Raw genomic sequence first — 15,798 nt, forward strand, 5'->3', positions numbered from 1 at the left:
CACCCCGAGCCGAAGGCCCGCCCCGAGCCGAAGGGGCGCGCCGGTGTCGAAAGGGAGAAGCGACAAGCGAGGCACGAGCGCCGGAGCGCCGACCGTCGACACCGGGTCCGAGCGCCTCGGAGGCGAGCGGGCGAATCACGGAGCGGGCGAGTGGCTGTAACCCCGCGGCCGGGGGAGGAGTACGGTAGCGCGGTATTCGATCTGCGCGCCCCTGGAGTGACCCGTGACGACACCGAGCCCCGGCGACCGCCTCACCCACGTCGACGAGCAGGGCGCGGCCCGGATGGTCGACGTCTCCGAGAAGGCCACCACCGCGCGCACCGCCGTGGCGGCCGGGCGGGTCAGGGTCTCCCCGAAGGTGGTCGAGCTGCTGCGCGGCGAGGGCGTGCCCAAGGGCGACGCCCTCGCGGTGGCCCGGATCGCCGGGATCATGGGTGCCAAGAAGACCCCTGACCTGATCCCGCTCTGCCACCCGATCGCGGTCTCCGGGGTCAAGGTCGACCTCGCCGTCGCGGACGACGCGGTCGAGATCACCGCCACCGTGAAGACCGCCGACCGCACCGGCGTCGAGATGGAGGCGCTGACCTCGGTGACGGTGGCCGCGCTGACCGTGATCGACATGGTCAAGGCGGTGGACAAGGGCGCCAGCATCGAGTCCGTCCGGGTGCTCAGCAAGACCGGCGGCAAGAGCGGCGACTGGTTCGCGCCGGAGGTGTCGGCATGAGTGGGTCGGCCGGGAAGGCTTTGGCCGTCACCGTCTCCAACCGCGCCTCGGCCGGGGTCTACGAGGACAAGGGCGGCCCGCTGCTGGTGGCGGGCCTGACCGCCATGGGCTTCACCGTGGACGGCCCCCGGGTCGTCCCGGACGGCGAGCCGGTGGAGACCGTCCTGCGCGAGGCCGTCGCCGCCGGTTACGACGTGGTGCTGACCACCGGCGGCACCGGCATCTCGCCGATGGACCTCACCCCCGAGATGACCGCCCGGGTGATCGACCGGCAGATCCCCGGGATCGCCGAGGCCATCCGCGCGTACGGGCGCGACAAGGTGCCGACCGCGGCGCTCTCCCGCGGTCTGGCCGGGCTCGCCGGACGCACCCTGATCGTCAACCTGCCGGGCTCGACCGGCGGCGTCAAGGACGGTCTGGCCGTCCTGGAGCCGTTGCTCGCCCACGCGGTCGACCAGCTCGGCGGCGGGGACCACCCCCGGCCCGGGGCACCGGCTTCCGGGAGAGCGCACTGAACGCCGGTTGGCCGGTGGAGCTCCACGAGGGGGAGGTCACGCTGCGTCCGATCCGGGCGCGTGACCAGCGCGAGTGGCAGGAGGTGAGCCGCCGCAACCGCGACTGGCTGCGGCGCTGGGAGGCCACCGTGCCGCCCGGCCCGGCGGGCCGGGCGGCGGGCCCCCGCCCGACGTACCGGCAGATGGTCCGCTTCCTGCGGCACGAGGCCTCGGCCGGCCGGATGCTGCCCTTCGTGGTGCTCTACAAGGGCCAGCTGGTCGGGCAGTTGACCGTGGGCGGGATCACCTGGGGCTCGATGTGCTCGGCCAATGTCGGGTACTGGATCGACGAGGCGGTGGCCGGTCGGGGCATCATGCCGACCGCCGTGGCGCTTTCGGTGAACTACTGCTTCCACACGCTCGGACTGCACCGGATGGAGGTCTGCATCCGCCCGGAGAACAGCCCGAGCCGACGGGTGGTGGAAAAGCTCGGCTTCCGCCCGGAGGGAATCCGCCCGCGCTATCTCCACATCGACGGCGACTGGCGGGACCACTTGGTCTACGCCCTGACCGCCGACGAGGTCCCGGAAGGGATGTTGGAGCGGTGGCGGGCGATCAGTTCCGGGCACGAGGCAGGTAATTGAATATATGTTCGAAAGAAATATCGATATGGCATCGGCGCGGTGGCGGACCGTCACAAATACCGGCAAAATAGTCGGAGAATCAGCTTGATCACACGACACGCCGCACCAAATTGCTGCCAGGCCTTCCCCGGCGCCCGTACGGTGTGAATCGTGAGCAGTAGCGGCCTTATCTACGCCGTCATCGTAGGGGCCTGGGCCGCCTATCTGGTGCCGATGTGGCTCCGCAGGCAGGACGAACTCAACGAGGCACGCCCGACGGAACGCTTCAGCACCGCCATCCGCCTGCTGGCCGGGCGTTCGGCACTGGAGCGGCGGGCAGCCCGGGCCCTGGGTGACGAACCGCGTGACGACGAGCACAGCAACGACGGTCCTCCCGAACGGGACGAGGCCGCCTCCGACGACCCCGCCGGGCGGGAGCCCGAGCCCCCGGCCGAACCCTGTGTCGAGCGCCCGGTCGAACGCCCGGCCCCCGCGGGGCCGACCGGGGTCGAGCGGCGGGCGCGGCTGCTGGCCCGCCGGCGCCGGATGGTCACCGCCCTCTTCCTCGCCTTCGCGCTCGGCGCCGTGGTCGCGGCGGTGGCCGGACTGGCCTTCCTCTGGGTCCCGGCGATCCCGGGGGCCCTCCTCACCCTCTACATCGGCCACCTGCGCAAGCTGGAGCGCCAGCGGTACGAGGTGAAGCTGGACCGCACCCGGGCCGTCCAGGCGGCCGAGCAGCTGCGCCGGCGCGAGCGGCAGCGGGCCGAGGCCCCGGTGGTCGAGCAGGCCACCGTCGAGGCCCCCGTCGACGCGGAGCCGGCCCCGGCCGCGCCCGCTGAGCACCGGCCCGGCCGCCGTCCGCACCTGCGGCTGGCCGCCGACCCCGAGGAGGCCACCGTCTCGGTGTCCGCCTCCGCGGTGGCCGAGGCGACCGAGCACGAGGAGTGGGTCGACGGCATGCGCGAGCGCGGTGCGGCCGGCCCGGACTCCTGGGAACCGGTGCCCGTCCCGTTGCCGACCTACGTCACCGCGCCGGTCGCCCCCCGGGTCTCCCGCGGCCTCGACCTGTCGGCCCCCGGCACCTGGACCGCCGGGCGCCCGACCGAGTCCCGCAGCACCCCGCTGTTCGACCAGTACGCCGAGGCCCCCGCCCCGGAGGCCCGCCCCCGCGCCGCCAACGAATGACCGTGGCCACCCTCCGACCAGGGGGGTGGTCACGGACCCCCTCCGAAAGGTGCTAGAGTTTCTTCTCGTTGGGGCTGTGGCGCAGTCCGGTAGCGCACCTCGTTCGCATCGAGGGGGTCAGGGGTTCGAATCCCCTCAGCTCCACCCAACGGATCGACTCCGGTCGGTCCAGCAAATCCCGCCGGGAGTCAACTCCCGGCGGGATTTCGCGTTTTGCGGCTCCGGTTGTGACTCCCGGGCCGACCGGAGCGACCGCTGTGGCGGAGGTCACAGCCCTCTCGCGGGGTGGATTCTGACGCCGTTTGGGTCTCAGAAGGGTCGGTTATGGTGGGTGGGCCCAGACGCTGACGAGGGAACGATCTGGTCTATCTCAACGGGGTGCCATCGCGGTGCGCGAGTTCGGTCTGAAACGGTGGACGCGACAAGCGGAGCCGGAGGAGCCCGAAGGCGGCCCGGCAACCGGAAGACCGAATTCCTGGACCATCGCGGCGGCCTGCGTGGCGGCGGTGTCGTTGGCGGCCTTCGTCCTGGTGCGGCACCTGCACGGGGCGACCATGGTCGACATGCTGGTCTACCGGGCCGAGGGCCAGGCCGTGGTGAACGGCCAGGACCTCTACGCGATGCGGCTGCCCGGCTGGGACCTCCCGGCCACCTACCCACCGTTCGCCGCGATGCTGTTCGTCCCGAGCACCTGGTTCGACGTGAGCACCCTGCGCGTCCTGGTGATGCTCCTCAACTACGCGCTGCTCGCCGGGGCCGTCCACCTCTCCCTCCGGCTGGCCGGCTGGCCCGAGCGCGCCCGCCCGGCCGCCGTGATCCTCGCGACCGGCCTCGGCGTCTGGCTGGAGCCGGTGTTCACCACCTTTCAGTACGGCCAGGTCAACCTCGGCATCCTCTGCCTGGTGCTGTGGGACCTGACCCGCCCGGACCGCAGCCGGTTCAAGGGCGTGGGCATCGGCCTGGCCACCGCCATCAAGATCACCCCGGGCCTGTTCGCCGTCTACCTGCTCCTGACCGGCCGGGTCCGGGCCGGCCTGGTCTCGATCGCCACCTTCCTGGGCGCCGGTCTGATCGGCTGGCTCGCGCTGCCGGACGCCTCGTACGGGTTCTGGAGCACCTACCTCTGGGACCCGAGCCGGGTGGGCGTCACCGTGCTGGTGGACAACCAGTCGCTGCGCGGGGCCGTCTGCCGGCTCCTCGACGTCAACGACCCCGGCCTGGTCGGGCTGATCGCCTCCGCGCTGGTCGGCGCGCTCGGGCTCGGAGTGGCGGTGCTCGCCGGGCGCTCCGCCCGGGTGCTGCGCCGGGCCGACGCCTGGGGCGCCGTCTGCGCCGCCTTCACGGCGCTGCTGGTCTCGCCGATCAGCTGGACCCACCACTGGGTCTGGTGCGTCCCGCTGATCGCCCTGCTGGTGGTGGAGGCCAGGACCAGGGCGCGGCAGGCGCTGCTCGCCGTGACGCTGGTGGTGTTCCTCTCCCACGTGATGTGGACGGTGCCGCACCGCTGGGGCCGCGGCGTCGCCTGGTACTGGCAGCTGCCCGGCGCGATCTACCCGCCGCTCGGCATCGCCGTGCTGGCCGTCGTCGGCCTGCGGCTGTACCGCGCCCGGCGCCAGGCCGTCGACGCCTCGGCCGGTGCCTGGGCGCTGCTGGCCACCAAGCTCGACCATGAGCCCGGGCACGACCCCGACCGTGACCCCGCCCTGACCAACCGGACCTGACGGATCAGAGTCGACGTGACCACCCAGACCGCAACCCCGTCGCCGCCCCGGGCCGCCGTACCGGCCGTCCGCCGGGCGGCAGCCGTCCTGGGCTCGCCGGCCCGACGTACCGTGCTGCTCGGCGTGCTGTGCTTCGCGGTGACGTGCGCCGTCGGCCTGCAGGGCTGGGCCTCCGTCTCGCTCGGCGGCTTCGACCTCGGCATCTTCGACCAGGGCGTGCGCGGCTACGCCCACTTCGGGCTGCCGGTCTCGACGCTGAAGAGCTACCACCACGAGTTCCCGCCCGGGTTCTCGCTGCTGGGCGACCACTTCTCCCCGGTGCTGGCGCTGCTCGCGCCGCTGTACTGGATCTGGGACGACCCGCGCTCGCTGATCATCGGGCAGGCGCTGCTGTTCGCGCTCGGGGTGCCGCTGATCCGACGCATCGCCGCGCACTGCTTCGCCGCCGCCGAGCCGCGCACCGCCCGCCGGGCCGCCGACCTGGCCGGGCTGGTCTACGCGCTCGGCTGGCCGCTGCTGGTCGCCGCCCGGGTCGGCTTCCACGAGGTGGCGTTCGCCGTCCCGCTGACCCTGCTGATGCTGGAGCGCGGCCTGGCCCGCCGGTACGCCGCGGTGGTGCTCGCCGCGGTGCTGCTGTGCTGCACCAAGGAGGACCTCGGCCTGATGGTCGGCGCGTACGGCCTGGTGCTGCTGCTGCGCACCCGTCGTACCGGGGACCGCGCCGGGCGCTTCACCGGGATCGGGCTGCTGCTGGGCGGGCCGGTCGCCTCGGCGGTGGCGATCAAATGGCTGATTCCGGCGATGGGCGGGGAGCCGGGCTACTACTGGAACTACGAGACGCTCGGCAACGACGGCGGCGACGCCGTGAGGCACCTGCTGCACAACCCGTTCCTGCTGGTGCAGACCGCCTTCGACCAGCCGCTCAAGCCGCTGCTGCTGCTCTGGCTGTTCGGCACGATGTTCCTGCTGCCGCTGCGCTCGGCCACCACGCTGTGCGCCCTGCCGCTGCTGGCCGAGCGGATCCTCTCCAGCAACCCCAACCACTGGTCGATCGCCCGGCACTACGACTCGATGCTCTGGCCGATCCTGCTGACCGCCGCGATCGAGGTGCTGGGCCGGCTGAGCGCCGCCGAGCGGCCCGACCCCACCCGTCGGCGGGCCCGGCTGCTGGGCCTGGGCACGGCCGGGGTGGCGCTGGTGGCGGCCGTGCCGATCGGGCTGCTGCAGCTGGCGGTGCCGTCCTCCTGGGAGCCCAAGGCGAGCGAGGCCGCGCTGGTCCGGGCGGCCGCGCTGATCCCGGACGGGGCCTCGGTGGAGGCGGACAACCAGATCGCGCCGCGGCTGACCGCGCGGGCGGACGTGGTGCTGGTGGACGGGACGCCGCGCGGGCGCGAGTACGTGCTCACCCGCTCCGACAAGCGCTCCTTCCCGTTCAAGACCGACAAGGAGCAGGCCGACCGGATCCAGCTGCTGCTGGCACACGGCTACCGGCAGCTCTGGGCCGAGGACGGGGTGGTGCTGCTGCACCGGGAGGGCAGTGAGCCGGTGCCCGGCGAGCACGTGCCCGGGCCGGGCAGCAAGCCGGTCCAGGACGAGGTGCCGTCCGACGTGGGGCACAACCTGTTCAAGGGCTGACGGCCGCCTCAGGGCTCCCGGACGATGACCACCGGGCAGGGCGCCCGGTGCAGGCAGTACTGGGCGACGGTGCCGAGCGGGGCGTCCGGCGGGGTGGAGTGGCCGCGGTTGCCGAGGACGAGCAGGTCGGCGCCGGTCGCGGCGGCGACCAGGGCGGGGCCGGGTGGCCCGGCCTTGAGGTGGCGGCGCAGGGGGACGGCGAGGTCGGCGGCCGCCGCGGCGAGGCCGGCCGTCTCGGCGAGGATGGCGGCCGCCCGCCGCTCCGCGTCGAAGCCGTCCAGAACGGGCGGGACGAGGCCGTGCTCGCTGTAGAGGCAGGGGAAGTCCCAGACGGCCACCGCCTCCAGCGGGCCGCCGGTGAGGCCGGCCAGGCGGGCCGCCCAGCGGACGGCCGCACGGGCGGGCGCGGAGCCGTCCACACCGACCACGATCCGGCCGTGGGGCTGCATGCTTCGAGCGTAGACGCGCCGGAGGGCCGGCCGGAACGGTGTCCGGCCGGCCCTCCGGTACTCGGGGCTACGGCGCTACGGGCGGTCGGCGTAGGAGCCGTGCTGGTGCGAGCCCTGGGGCGGGACGGCGCCGTAGTGGCCGGGGCGCCGGCCGCGCGGGTGCCGGGTCAGCTTGTAGCCGAGGACACCGGCGAGGGCGGCCAGGAAGCCGCCGCCGATGGTCCAGTACCAGCGGCTGTTCCAGCCGGAGAACCAGCCGGTGTACCAGTGCTCCTTCTGGGCCACCGGGGCCGCCGCCTTGGCCGTGCTCGCGCCGCCGCCGACCGGCGGGACCAGCGGGGCCTTGAGCTCGCCGCCCTCCGGCTGGGCGTTGTCGGCGTTGCCCTTGGCACTGACGTGCAGCTGGGCGTTGGCGGCCAGGCCGAGGTCGGGCTGCGGGGCGTCGGTGACCGAGAGCCGGACGTAGTAGGTGCCGGGCAACGGGTCGCCGGACCACGGTTCGGCCCAGGTGCGGACCTCGCGCAGGGTGCAGTCGAGCGTCAGGGAGGTGGTGCTCTGGTCGCCGGTGGCGTTCTGGGTGCCGGCGGTGCAGGCCTGGCGGCGGCGCAGTCCGTCGAAGACCTCGACGGTCCAGGTCTGCGGGCCGTGCCGGTCGGTCGAGGGGGCCAGGTTGACGGTCAGCTTGACGGTCGGGGTCTGGCCCTCGGAGGCGCCGAACGCCCAGTACAGGTAGTCGCCGGTGGAGGCGGCGACGTTGGCGTCCTGGCCGGGGGAGAGGTTGACCGCGGTCAGGAAGGACGTGCCGGCCTTGGTGGCCGGGGCCGGGGTGCCGCCGGCGGTCGCCGTCGGCGAGGGCGCGGCGGAGGCGGCCGGGGCACCCAGCGCGAGGGCGGGCAGCAGGGCGAGGGCGGCGAGGGCGCCGCGGATCGTCGTACGCATGGTCAGTTCTCCCGCCAGACGGCGATGCGCCAGCGTGCGATCCAGCCGGAGACCAGGCCGAAGACCAGGCCGGACAGGGTGAGGGTGAGCAGCAGGATCCAGCCGCGGCCGAGGCCCATCGCGGCGCCCTCGGGGGCGGGCGAGGCGGAGGCGAGGTCCACGGTCAGCTCCACCGGCATGCCGGGGTCGGTGTGCACGCCGGCCTGCGGGGCCAGCGAGTTGCTGACGACCAGGCAGACGGTGGTGTCCGGCTTGTCCTTGGCCGAGGAGGTCGGGCTCGTCGTGACGTAGCCCTTGGAGTCGTTGGTGGACCAGCGCAGACCGGTGGAGATCACGTCGGTGCGGGTGCTGCCGGCGTCGGTGCCGCGGACGAGTTCCTGGCCGGTGGCGCTGGTGGCCTGGAGCAGGACGCCGTAGTCCCGGTTCACCGCGCGGTCGAGCGCCACGCTGACCGAGGCGCGCAGCTCCTGGCCGGCCTTGACCGGGACCTTGTAGACGCGGTGCTCGGAGAACTTCTCGCGGTCGCTGTAGACGCCGGGGGTGAGCACCGGGGCGCTCTCGCACTTGTCGGTGCCGCTGGTCTGGACCGGGTTGACGGTGTAGGTGTCGTCGTTGCGGTCGATCAGCTGCTTCACCTTGCCGGTGAGCTGCTCCGGGGTGCGGACGTCGGTGTAGCTGCCGCCGGTGGCGTTGGCGATGCAGATCAGCTGCTGGCGGGTCTTGTCGTCGTGCGCCAGGCCGAGGGTGTCGACCACCAGGTGGACGCCCTGGGCGGCGAGTTCACGGGCCACGTCGCACGGGTCCGGTGGGGAGCAGTCGTCCTCGCCGTCGGTGATCAGGACGATCCGGCGGGTGGCGTCGCCCTTGCCGAGGTCCTGGGCCGCGCCGCGCAGGGCCAGGCCGATCGGGGTCCAGCCGGTGGGGCGCAGGGTGGCGACCGCGGTCTTGGCCTCGACCTTGTTGGTCTTGCCGACCGGGAAGAGCTGCTTGGTGTCCTGGCAGCCGACGGTCTTGTCGTTGCCGGGGTAGGTGGCACCGAGGGTGCGGATACCGAACTCGGCCTCCGCGGGAAGGGCGTCGATCACCTCGTCGATCGAGTTCTGGGCCACCGAGATTCGACTCTTGCCCTGGATGTCGGCGGTGTTCATGGAACCGCTGACATCCAGGATCAGGTCGACCTTGGGGTTCTCCTTGGGCGCGGATGAGGCGCCGGCTGATGGTTCGTCGGCATGGGCGGGCAGGCCGAGGAGCAGCGAGGCGCCCGTTATCGCCAGGGCGGCCAGCAGGCTGCCGAGCCTGGTCTTCGGTCGTCGTCCGGTAGTCACGCGCCAGATCCTAGGGATCATCAGTTCGTCAAGGCCAAACGGGACCGGGCGGTGTACCTGCCCATCCGGGTGTGAACTCCGGCGCGTGGAGAGCGGATTACCGGGCGCTGCGCTCGCGCCGGTCCCGTCGGGGGCGGGTGGCCCTGCGACAATGGCGGACACACCGCAATGAATAACCAATACATATGGATAGTGATCGTTAGGGTGACGAATCGGACCATGGGCGCCGCCGCGCCGGCCCCCGGTCCCGGTCGGCTCCTTCGACTCCCCGCCTCCCCTCAGGACGGTCCGTGGCGACACCCTCCGCCGTGACGAGATCCGCCGCCGGGCCCGCCCGGCCGGTGCCGACCAGGCGCACCACCGAGCTGGTGCTGGTGCTGGCCGCGGTCCTGATCGCCGTGTTCGGCTACATCGAGGTCGGCGTCAACCTGGACGGCACGGTGCCGGCCGACGCGGCCCAGTACGGCGCCGCGCTGGGCGTGCTGGCGCTGGCGGCGCACGCCGTCGTCCGGTGGCGGGCCCGGTACGCGGACCCGCTGCTGCTGCCGATCGCCGTGCTGCTCAACGGGATCGGGCTGGTGGTGATCTACCGCCTCGACCGGGTCACCCCGGGCCGGGCCGCCGCCTCCACCCAACTGCTCTGGTCGGGCCTGGGGGTGGCGCTGTTCATCGGCGTGGTGCTGCTGGTGCGCGACCACCGGTGGCTGCAGCGCTACGCCTACCTCGGGGCGCTGGTGGCGCTGGTCCTGATGGTGCTGCCGATCTTCTTCCCGCCGGTGTACGGCTCGCGGATCTGGATCGTGATCGGGCCGCTCTCCTTCCAGCCGGGGGAGTTCGCCAAGATCCTGCTGGCCGTCTTCTTCGCCGCCTACCTGGCGGTGCACCGGGACGCGCTGGCGCTCACCGGCCGCCGGGTCTGGCGCTGGCAGCTGCCGCGCGGGCGGGTGCTCGGGCCGGTGCTGATGATCTGGGTGGCCTTCGTCGGCGTGCTGGTACTGGAGACCGACCTCGGCACCTCGCTGCTCTTCTTCGGCCTGTTCGTGGTGATGCTCTACGTGGCCACCGCGCGCACCGGCTGGATCGCGATCGGGCTGGGCCTGGCGGCGGTCGGCGCGGTGACGGTGGGCTGGCTCTCGCCGCACGTGCACAGCCGGGTGACGGACTGGCTGGACCCGCTGGGCTCGATCGCGGCGGGCAAGGGGGCCAACCAGATCGCCCAGTCGCTGTTCGCCTTCGCCTGGGGCGGCGAGCTGGGCGCCGGGCTGGGCAGAGGGCACTCGGTGCTGATCGGCTTCGCCGCCAAGTCGGACTTCATCCTCGCCACCATCGGCGAGGAACTCGGTCTGACCGGGCTGATCGCGGTGTTCCTGCTGTACGCGGTGCTGATCTCGCGCGGGTTCCGGACCGGCATCGCGCTGCGCGACCCGTTCGGGCGGCTGCTGGCGATCGGGCTGGCGGCGATCGTCGGGCTGCAGGTGTTCGTGGTGGCCGGCGGGGTGCTGGCGCTGATCCCGCTGACCGGGATGACCATGCCGTTCATCGCCCAGGGCGGGTCCTCGGTGGTGACCAACTGGATCATCGTCGCGCTGCTCGTCCGGATGAGCGAGGGCAGTGAGCGGATCAAGGCCGGGCGGCGTGGTCGCGAAGCGGCTTCCGGGCGAAGCGGCTTCCGGGCGAAGCGAGCCGGACGCATGAGCGACGACGCCCGGCGGCCCGCGCCGGAGGTGGGCTGATGGCGCGGATCCGGTTGAAGGGGAACGGCCCGCAGGGGCTGCCCGGGATCTCGGTCACCGGGCGCCGTGCGGCCACCTTCTGCCTGCTGCTGGTCGCGGCGCTGTGCGTGCAGGCCACCCGGGTGCAGGTGTTCGAGGCCGAGGGCCTCAACCACAACAGCGCCAACCAGCGCCTCACCATCGAGCGCTACGCCCAGCCGCGCGGGAACATCCTGGTCGGCGCCGAGGCCGTCACCGGCTCCCAGGCCACCGGCGGTCGCTACGCGTACAAGCGCACCTACACCGACGGCCCGACCTACGCCGCCGTCACCGGCTTCGCCTCCCAGGCGTACGGCAACTCCCAGCTGGAGGGCACCGAGGACGACCTGCTGGCCGGCACCGACGGCCGGCTGACCGGCTGGTCGCTCTGGGACGCGATCGCCCGTCGGCAGAACCCCGGCGGGGACGTCCGCACCACCATCGACCAGGCCGCCCAGCTGGCCGCGATGCGCGGGCTCGGCCGGCAGAAGGGCGCGGTGGCCGCGATCGAGCCGGCCACCGGGCGGATCCTGGCGCTGGCCAGCACCCCCTCCTACGACCCGGGCGACTTCGCGGGCTCCTCCGGCTCCGACCGGACGGCCTGGAACCGGCTGCAGGCCGACACCGATCAGCCGATGCTCAACCGGGCGCTGCGCCAGACCTACCCGCCGGGCTCGACCTTCAAGGTGGTCACCGCCGCGGCCGCGCTCGCGAGCGGGGTGGTCACCGACCCGAACGCGCCGACCGGGGCGCCGTTCCCGTACGTGCTGCCCGGGACGACCACGCCGCTGGTCAACGACAGCGCGGCCTGCGACCGGCCCGGCCTGTCGCTGGACGCCGCGATGACGGCCAGCTGCAACAGCGTGCTGGGCTACCTCGGGGTGCGGACCGGGTTGGCGGCGATGACGGCCACGGCCGAGGGTTTCGGCTTCAACGACCCGAAGCTGGACCTGCCGGTCCGCCCGGCCCGGTCCAACTTCGACACCGCGATGGACCAGTCGCAGCTGGCGCTCTCCTCGATCGGGCAGTTCGACACCGCGGCCACACCGCTGGTGATGGCGATGGTCGCGGCCGGGGTCGCCAACAACGGGACGGTGATGCGTCCACAGCTTGTGGACAAGCTGACCAGGAGCGACGGCACCGTGGTGCAGCTGATGAAGCCGGAGGTGTACAAGCGGGCGCTGACCCCGGCGGTGGCCGGGCAGGTGCAGGGGCTGATGACCGACGTGGTCGAGAACGGCACCGGCGGCAACGCCCGGATCGCCGGGGCGGTGGTCGGCGGCAAGACCGGCACCGCCCAGCACGGCGTGGACAACAGCGGGACGCCGTACGCCTGGTTCATCTCCTGGGCCAAGCCGGCCGGCTCGGACGCGGTGCCGCCGGTCGCGGTGGCCGTGGTCGTCGCGGACAGTGACGCCACGGACGTGACCGGTGGCGCGCTGGCCGCGCCGATCGCCCGGTCGGTGATGCAGGCGGTGCTCGGCCGCTGACCCGGACAGGGCCACTGGCCTGCTCTTTTATCCGATGTCCAGAAAATCCGGCGCGTACGAAGTGTCCGGTTTGTGATGTCTGATCTGCCGATTCGCATAATGCGCCGATCGGTATTGTTTGTTTGCGACACTGGTGTCTTCGGGGGGTACTGTCCGATGTTTGTTCGGTTGGTCCCCGATGGCACCCCCCGGTACCTCGGGTGACCGGCCACCAGGACACCCTCCCCCGCCCAGAAGGACCGCAGTTTTGGCCAGCAACACCCTTGGTGCGCGTCTGCTGCGACGCAAGCCCGTCTCGACCCTGATCGCGGAGAGCGAGGGCCACGGCCTTCCGGCCGGCGCACCCGAGGAGGGCGGACGCTCCGGCATCCACCTGCGCCGCTCCATCGGACTCTGGCAGCTGTCATCGGCATCGGCGCCACCATCGGCACCGGCATCTTCTTCGTGCTCAGCAGCGCGGTCCCGGCGGCCGGGCCGGCCGTCATCCTGTCCTTCGTGGTCGCCGCGGTCACCGCCGGACTCACCGCGCTCTGCTACGCCGAGATGGCCTCCGCGATCCCGGTCTCGGGCTCCTCGTACTCCTACGCCTACGCCACCCTCGGCGAGGGCGTCGCCTTCGGCGTCGGCATCTGCCTGCTCATGGAGTACGGCGTCTCCGCCTCCGCGATCGCGGTCAGCTGGGCCGAGTACCTGAACAAGTTCCTGGACCTGGCCTTCGGGTTCAAGATCCCCGAGCAGCTCTCCGGCGCCCCCGGCGGCGGGCACTGGTTCAACCTGCCGGCGCTGCTGCTGGTCGCGATGGTCTGCTTCCTGCTGGTCCGCGGCGTCAGCGAGTCCGCGAAGGTCAACGCGGCCATGGTCGGAATCAAGATCCTCATCCTGGTGCTGTTCGTCGGCGTCGCGCTGACCGGCTTCCACTCCGGCAACCTGACCCCGTTCATGCCGCTCGGCATCGGCGGCGTGCAGGTCGCCGCGTCCAGCATCTTCTTCTCCTTCATCGGCCTGGACGCGGTGTCCACCGCCGGTGAGGAGGTCAAGAACCCGCGCCGCACCATGCCGCTGGCGATCATCATCTCGCTGGTCGTGGTGACCCTGATCTACATCCTGGTCGCCCTCGCCGGCATCGGTGCCCAGCCGTGGACCAAGTTCGGCGGCCAGGAGGCCGGGCTCGCCCAGATCATGCAGGACATCACCGGCCAGGGCTGGCCCGCGATGATCTTCGCGGTCGGCGCGATCATCTCGATCTTCAGCGTCACCCTCGTGGTGATCTACGGCCAGACCCGCATCCTGTACTCGATGGGCCGCGACGGCATGCTGCCCAAGCGCTTCGCCGAGCTCTCCCCGCGCACCGGCACCCCGATCTGGAACACCCTCGTGGTCGGCGTCGGTGTGGGCGCGCTGGCGGCCTTCATCCCGCTGGACGTCCTGGCCGACATCACCAGCCTCGGGACCCTCATCGCCTTCTCGGTGGTCTCCATCGGCGTGATCGTCCTGCGCCGCACCCAGCCCGACCTGCCGCGCGGCTTCAAGGTGCCCGGCTACCCGGTCGTCCCGCTGGTCAGCGTCGGCTTCTGCATCTACCTGATCACCGGCCTGCACGCCGACACCTTCCGGGCCGGCGCGATCGCCCTCGTCGTCGCCGTGGCGGTCTACTTCGGCTACAGCATCAAGCACTCCAGGCTGGAGCGGACCGAGCAGCAGGCCGTCCCTGCCGACAGTTCGACCGGCTGACCCGGTCGTTATCCAATCGTGAAGGGCCGCCGTTCGGTACGACACCCGGCGGCCCTACGCGCGTAGCGTCCCGACCGGTACCGGACGCCATGGCGACAGGGCCCGGTCGGCACCCATAACCTTCCACCATGGTGAGCACCCGCACGCCCGGCTTCTCCCGCCCGCGCGGCCGCTTCACCGGCCGCGCCAGAACGCCGGCCCAGACCGTCAGTGCCGAACGGCCGTCCAGACCCGGACGTCCCCCCAGAGGCTTCTCCGCCCGGCCCTTCCCCCGCCAGCGCGGCGAGAGCACCTTTCCGCCCACGCCCGCTCGGTGGAATCCCGCCCGGCTCGCCTCACTGCGCTCCGCCCAGCTGCTCGGCTGTCTGATCGCGGCCGGCTGGGCCGCCGCCTTCCCGCTCGTCTCCGACCTGCCCAACCAGCGGCTGTGGGGCCTCGTCGCGGCCCCCGCCTACCTCCTGGCCGGGCTGTTCTGCCTCACGCTGCCGCGCTCCTACGCCCCCCGGACAGCCGCCGCGGTCGCCCTCGCCGGCGCCGTGTTCGCCCCGCTCGGACTGCTCGCCCTGACCGGCCGCCACCAGTCCGAGGTCATGGTGGTCGAACGCTCGGCCCACCTCCTGCTCACCACCGGCGACGCGTACCTGCCGCACCCGGTGATCGTCACCGACTACAACCCGTACCTGCCGGCGATGGCCCTGTTCGGGCTGCCGCGCCAGCTGCTCGGCAACTCCACCGCCTTCGCCCGGGTCGCCGGGGACGCCCGGATCTGGTTCGCCCTCACCTTCGTCGTCTGCCTGCTGGCGGTCTGGCGGCTGCTGCGGCCCTCCGGCCCCTCCGGCGGCGCCCCGCGCGTGCCGCTGCTGCCGCTGGCCGTCCTCACCGCCTCGCCGCTGATAGCGCTCGCCCTGGCCGTCGGCGGGGTCGACCTGCCGCTGATCGGGGTCTGCTGCCTGGCCATGGCCCTCGCCGAGCGCAACCGCACGGTCGGCGCCGGACTGGTGCTCGCCCTCGCCTGCAGCCTCAAATGGACCGCCTGGCCGGCCCTGCCGGTGGCCGTGCTGCTGCTCTGGCGGTTGTACGGGCGCCGGCCCGCCGCCCGCACCGCGTTGATCGGGGTCGGGGTGAGCGCGGCGGTGATCCTGCCGTCCGTCCTGGCCCAGCCGGACCAGCTGCGCGACCAGGTGGTGCGCTTCCCGCTCGGGATGACCGCGATCCGCACCCCGGCCGGCAGCCCGCTGCCCGGCAAGGTGCTGGCCGGCTTCGGGCCGACCGGGCACTCCATCTCGTTGGCGCTGATGACGGTCGCCCTGGTCGGGGTGGCGATCTGGCTGCTGGCCCGGCCGCCGGTCTCCGCGATCGCCGCCGCCGACCTGCTGGCCGCAGGGCTCGCGATCGCCTTCGCGCTCGCCCCGGCCGGGCGGTTCGGGTACCTGGCGCTGCCGGTCGTCCTGGTGATCTGGCCCCGGCTGGCGGCCCGGCGCTGGAGCAGCCGCCGCCCGGTCCCGCCCCACCCGCTGCTGCCGGACCCGCCGGAGCCTGTGCTGCCGCGACGCTGAGCTGTGGCTCGCCCGCTCTGTGCTATTCGCCCGCTCTGTGCTATTCGCCCGCTCGCCTCCGGGGCGCTGTGTTGCTCGCCCGCTCGCCTCCGGGGCGCGCTGATCCGGTGCCGACGGTCGGCGGGCGCTGCGCCACCTCCTTCGTCGGCGGCTTGGCCCTTCTCCCTTTCGGCAC

12 protein-coding genes, 1 tRNA gene and 1 pseudogene are annotated in these 15,798 nt (G+C 72.8%); 11 read left to right on the forward strand and 3 right to left on the reverse strand.

Going from position 1 to position 15,798, the window contains the following annotated elements:
* Positions 1–283: 283 nt before the first annotated feature.
* From moaC to ACGF12_RS08075, 7 genes are all read left to right on the forward strand, one after another.
* Positions 284–724: a cyclic pyranopterin monophosphate synthase MoaC gene (moaC, locus tag ACGF12_RS08045; protein WP_387615223.1), complete on the forward strand. Its 441-nt coding sequence runs from the start codon at positions 284–286 to the stop codon at positions 722–724.
* Positions 721–1,239 carry a molybdenum cofactor biosynthesis protein B gene (locus ACGF12_RS08050; RefSeq protein ID WP_393027084.1) on the forward strand — a complete coding sequence of 173 codons (519 nt, stop codon included), beginning with the start codon at positions 721–723 and terminating at the stop codon, positions 1,237–1,239. Before moaC ends, ACGF12_RS08050 begins: the two co-directional genes overlap by 4 nt.
* 14 nt (positions 1,240–1,253) lie before the next feature.
* Positions 1,254–1,862: a GNAT family N-acetyltransferase gene (locus tag ACGF12_RS08055; RefSeq protein WP_393027086.1), complete on the forward strand. Its 609-nt coding sequence runs from the start codon at positions 1,254–1,256 to the stop codon at positions 1,860–1,862.
* Between the two features lie 150 nt (positions 1,863–2,012).
* On the forward strand, positions 2,013–3,026 hold the full coding sequence (locus ACGF12_RS08060) for a hypothetical protein (RefSeq protein WP_393027088.1): 1,014 nt from the start codon (positions 2,013–2,015) through the stop codon (positions 3,024–3,026).
* A gap of 70 nt (positions 3,027–3,096) precedes the next feature.
* A tRNA-Ala gene (locus ACGF12_RS08065) sits at positions 3,097–3,170 on the forward strand.
* A 353-nt stretch (positions 3,171–3,523) separates the two neighbouring features.
* Entirely contained in the window at positions 3,524–4,747 is a 1,224-nt protein-coding gene (locus ACGF12_RS08070) for a glycosyltransferase 87 family protein (protein ID WP_393027090.1), read from the forward strand.
* 15 nt (positions 4,748–4,762) lie between these two features.
* Entirely contained in the window at positions 4,763–6,382 is a 1,620-nt protein-coding gene (locus tag ACGF12_RS08075; protein ID WP_393027092.1) for a DUF2079 domain-containing protein, read from the forward strand.
* 8 nt (positions 6,383–6,390) lie between these two features.
* Here the strand turns inward: ACGF12_RS08075 and ACGF12_RS08080 are convergent, their stop codons facing one another.
* The 3 genes from ACGF12_RS08080 to ACGF12_RS08090 all read right to left on the reverse strand — a co-directional run bounded on the left by ACGF12_RS08080 (position 6,391) and on the right by ACGF12_RS08090 (position 9,095).
* Positions 6,391–6,831, reverse strand: coding sequence for a universal stress protein (locus ACGF12_RS08080; protein ID WP_393027094.1), 441 nt, complete (start codon positions 6,829–6,831; stop codon positions 6,391–6,393).
* A 75-nt stretch (positions 6,832–6,906) separates the two neighbouring features.
* On the reverse strand, positions 6,907–7,770 hold the full coding sequence (locus ACGF12_RS08085) for a peptidase (RefSeq protein WP_393027096.1): 864 nt from the start codon (positions 7,768–7,770) through the stop codon (positions 6,907–6,909).
* Positions 7,771–7,772: 2 nt separating this feature from the next.
* Positions 7,773–9,095: a VWA domain-containing protein gene (locus tag ACGF12_RS08090; protein WP_393027098.1), complete on the reverse strand. Its 1,323-nt coding sequence runs from the start codon at positions 9,093–9,095 to the stop codon at positions 7,773–7,775.
* Positions 9,096–9,403: 308 nt separating this feature from the next.
* Here ACGF12_RS08090 and ACGF12_RS08095 point away from each other — a divergent pair, with 308 nt between their 5' ends.
* From ACGF12_RS08095 to ACGF12_RS08110, 4 genes and pseudogenes are all read left to right on the forward strand, one after another.
* Positions 9,404–10,828: an FtsW/RodA/SpoVE family cell cycle protein gene (locus ACGF12_RS08095; RefSeq protein ID WP_393027100.1), complete on the forward strand. Its 1,425-nt coding sequence runs from the start codon at positions 9,404–9,406 to the stop codon at positions 10,826–10,828.
* Positions 10,828–12,336: a penicillin-binding transpeptidase domain-containing protein gene (locus ACGF12_RS08100; protein WP_393027102.1), complete on the forward strand. Its 1,509-nt coding sequence runs from the start codon at positions 10,828–10,830 to the stop codon at positions 12,334–12,336. The genes ACGF12_RS08095 and ACGF12_RS08100 overlap by 1 nt, the downstream gene beginning before the upstream one ends.
* A gap of 178 nt (positions 12,337–12,514) precedes the next feature.
* Positions 12,515–14,067: pseudogene (locus tag ACGF12_RS08105) on the forward strand (amino acid permease).
* Positions 14,068–14,195: 128 nt separating this feature from the next.
* A complete protein-coding gene (locus ACGF12_RS08110) occupies positions 14,196–15,623 on the forward strand; it encodes a glycosyltransferase family 87 protein (protein WP_393027104.1) in 1,428 nt (475 codons plus the stop codon).
* Positions 15,624–15,798: the final 175 nt, after the last annotated feature.

The organism is Kitasatospora sp. NPDC048296, from assembly GCF_043201815.1.
Taxonomy (GTDB): domain Bacteria; phylum Actinomycetota; class Actinomycetes; order Streptomycetales; family Streptomycetaceae; genus Kitasatospora.

What these genes read in the sequence shown, in the direction of transcription:
- moaC (WP_387615223.1), top strand. Translation starts at nt 284, where the DNA reads ATGGTCGACGTCTCCGAGAAGGCCACCACCGCGCGCACCGCCGTGGCG.
- ACGF12_RS08050 (WP_393027084.1), top strand. Translation starts at nt 721, where the DNA reads ATGAGTGGGTCGGCCGGGAAGGCTTTGGCCGTCACCGTCTCCAACCGC.
- ACGF12_RS08080 (WP_393027094.1), bottom strand. Translation starts at nt 6,831, where the DNA reads ATGCAGCCCCACGGCCGGATCGTGGTCGGTGTGGACGGCTCCGCGCCC.
- ACGF12_RS08085 (WP_393027096.1), bottom strand. Translation starts at nt 7,770, where the DNA reads ATGCGTACGACGATCCGCGGCGCCCTCGCCGCCCTCGCCCTGCTGCCC.
- ACGF12_RS08100 (WP_393027102.1), top strand. Translation starts at nt 10,828, where the DNA reads ATGGCGCGGATCCGGTTGAAGGGGAACGGCCCGCAGGGGCTGCCCGGG.
- ACGF12_RS08110 (WP_393027104.1), top strand. Translation starts at nt 14,196, where the DNA reads ATGGTGAGCACCCGCACGCCCGGCTTCTCCCGCCCGCGCGGCCGCTTC.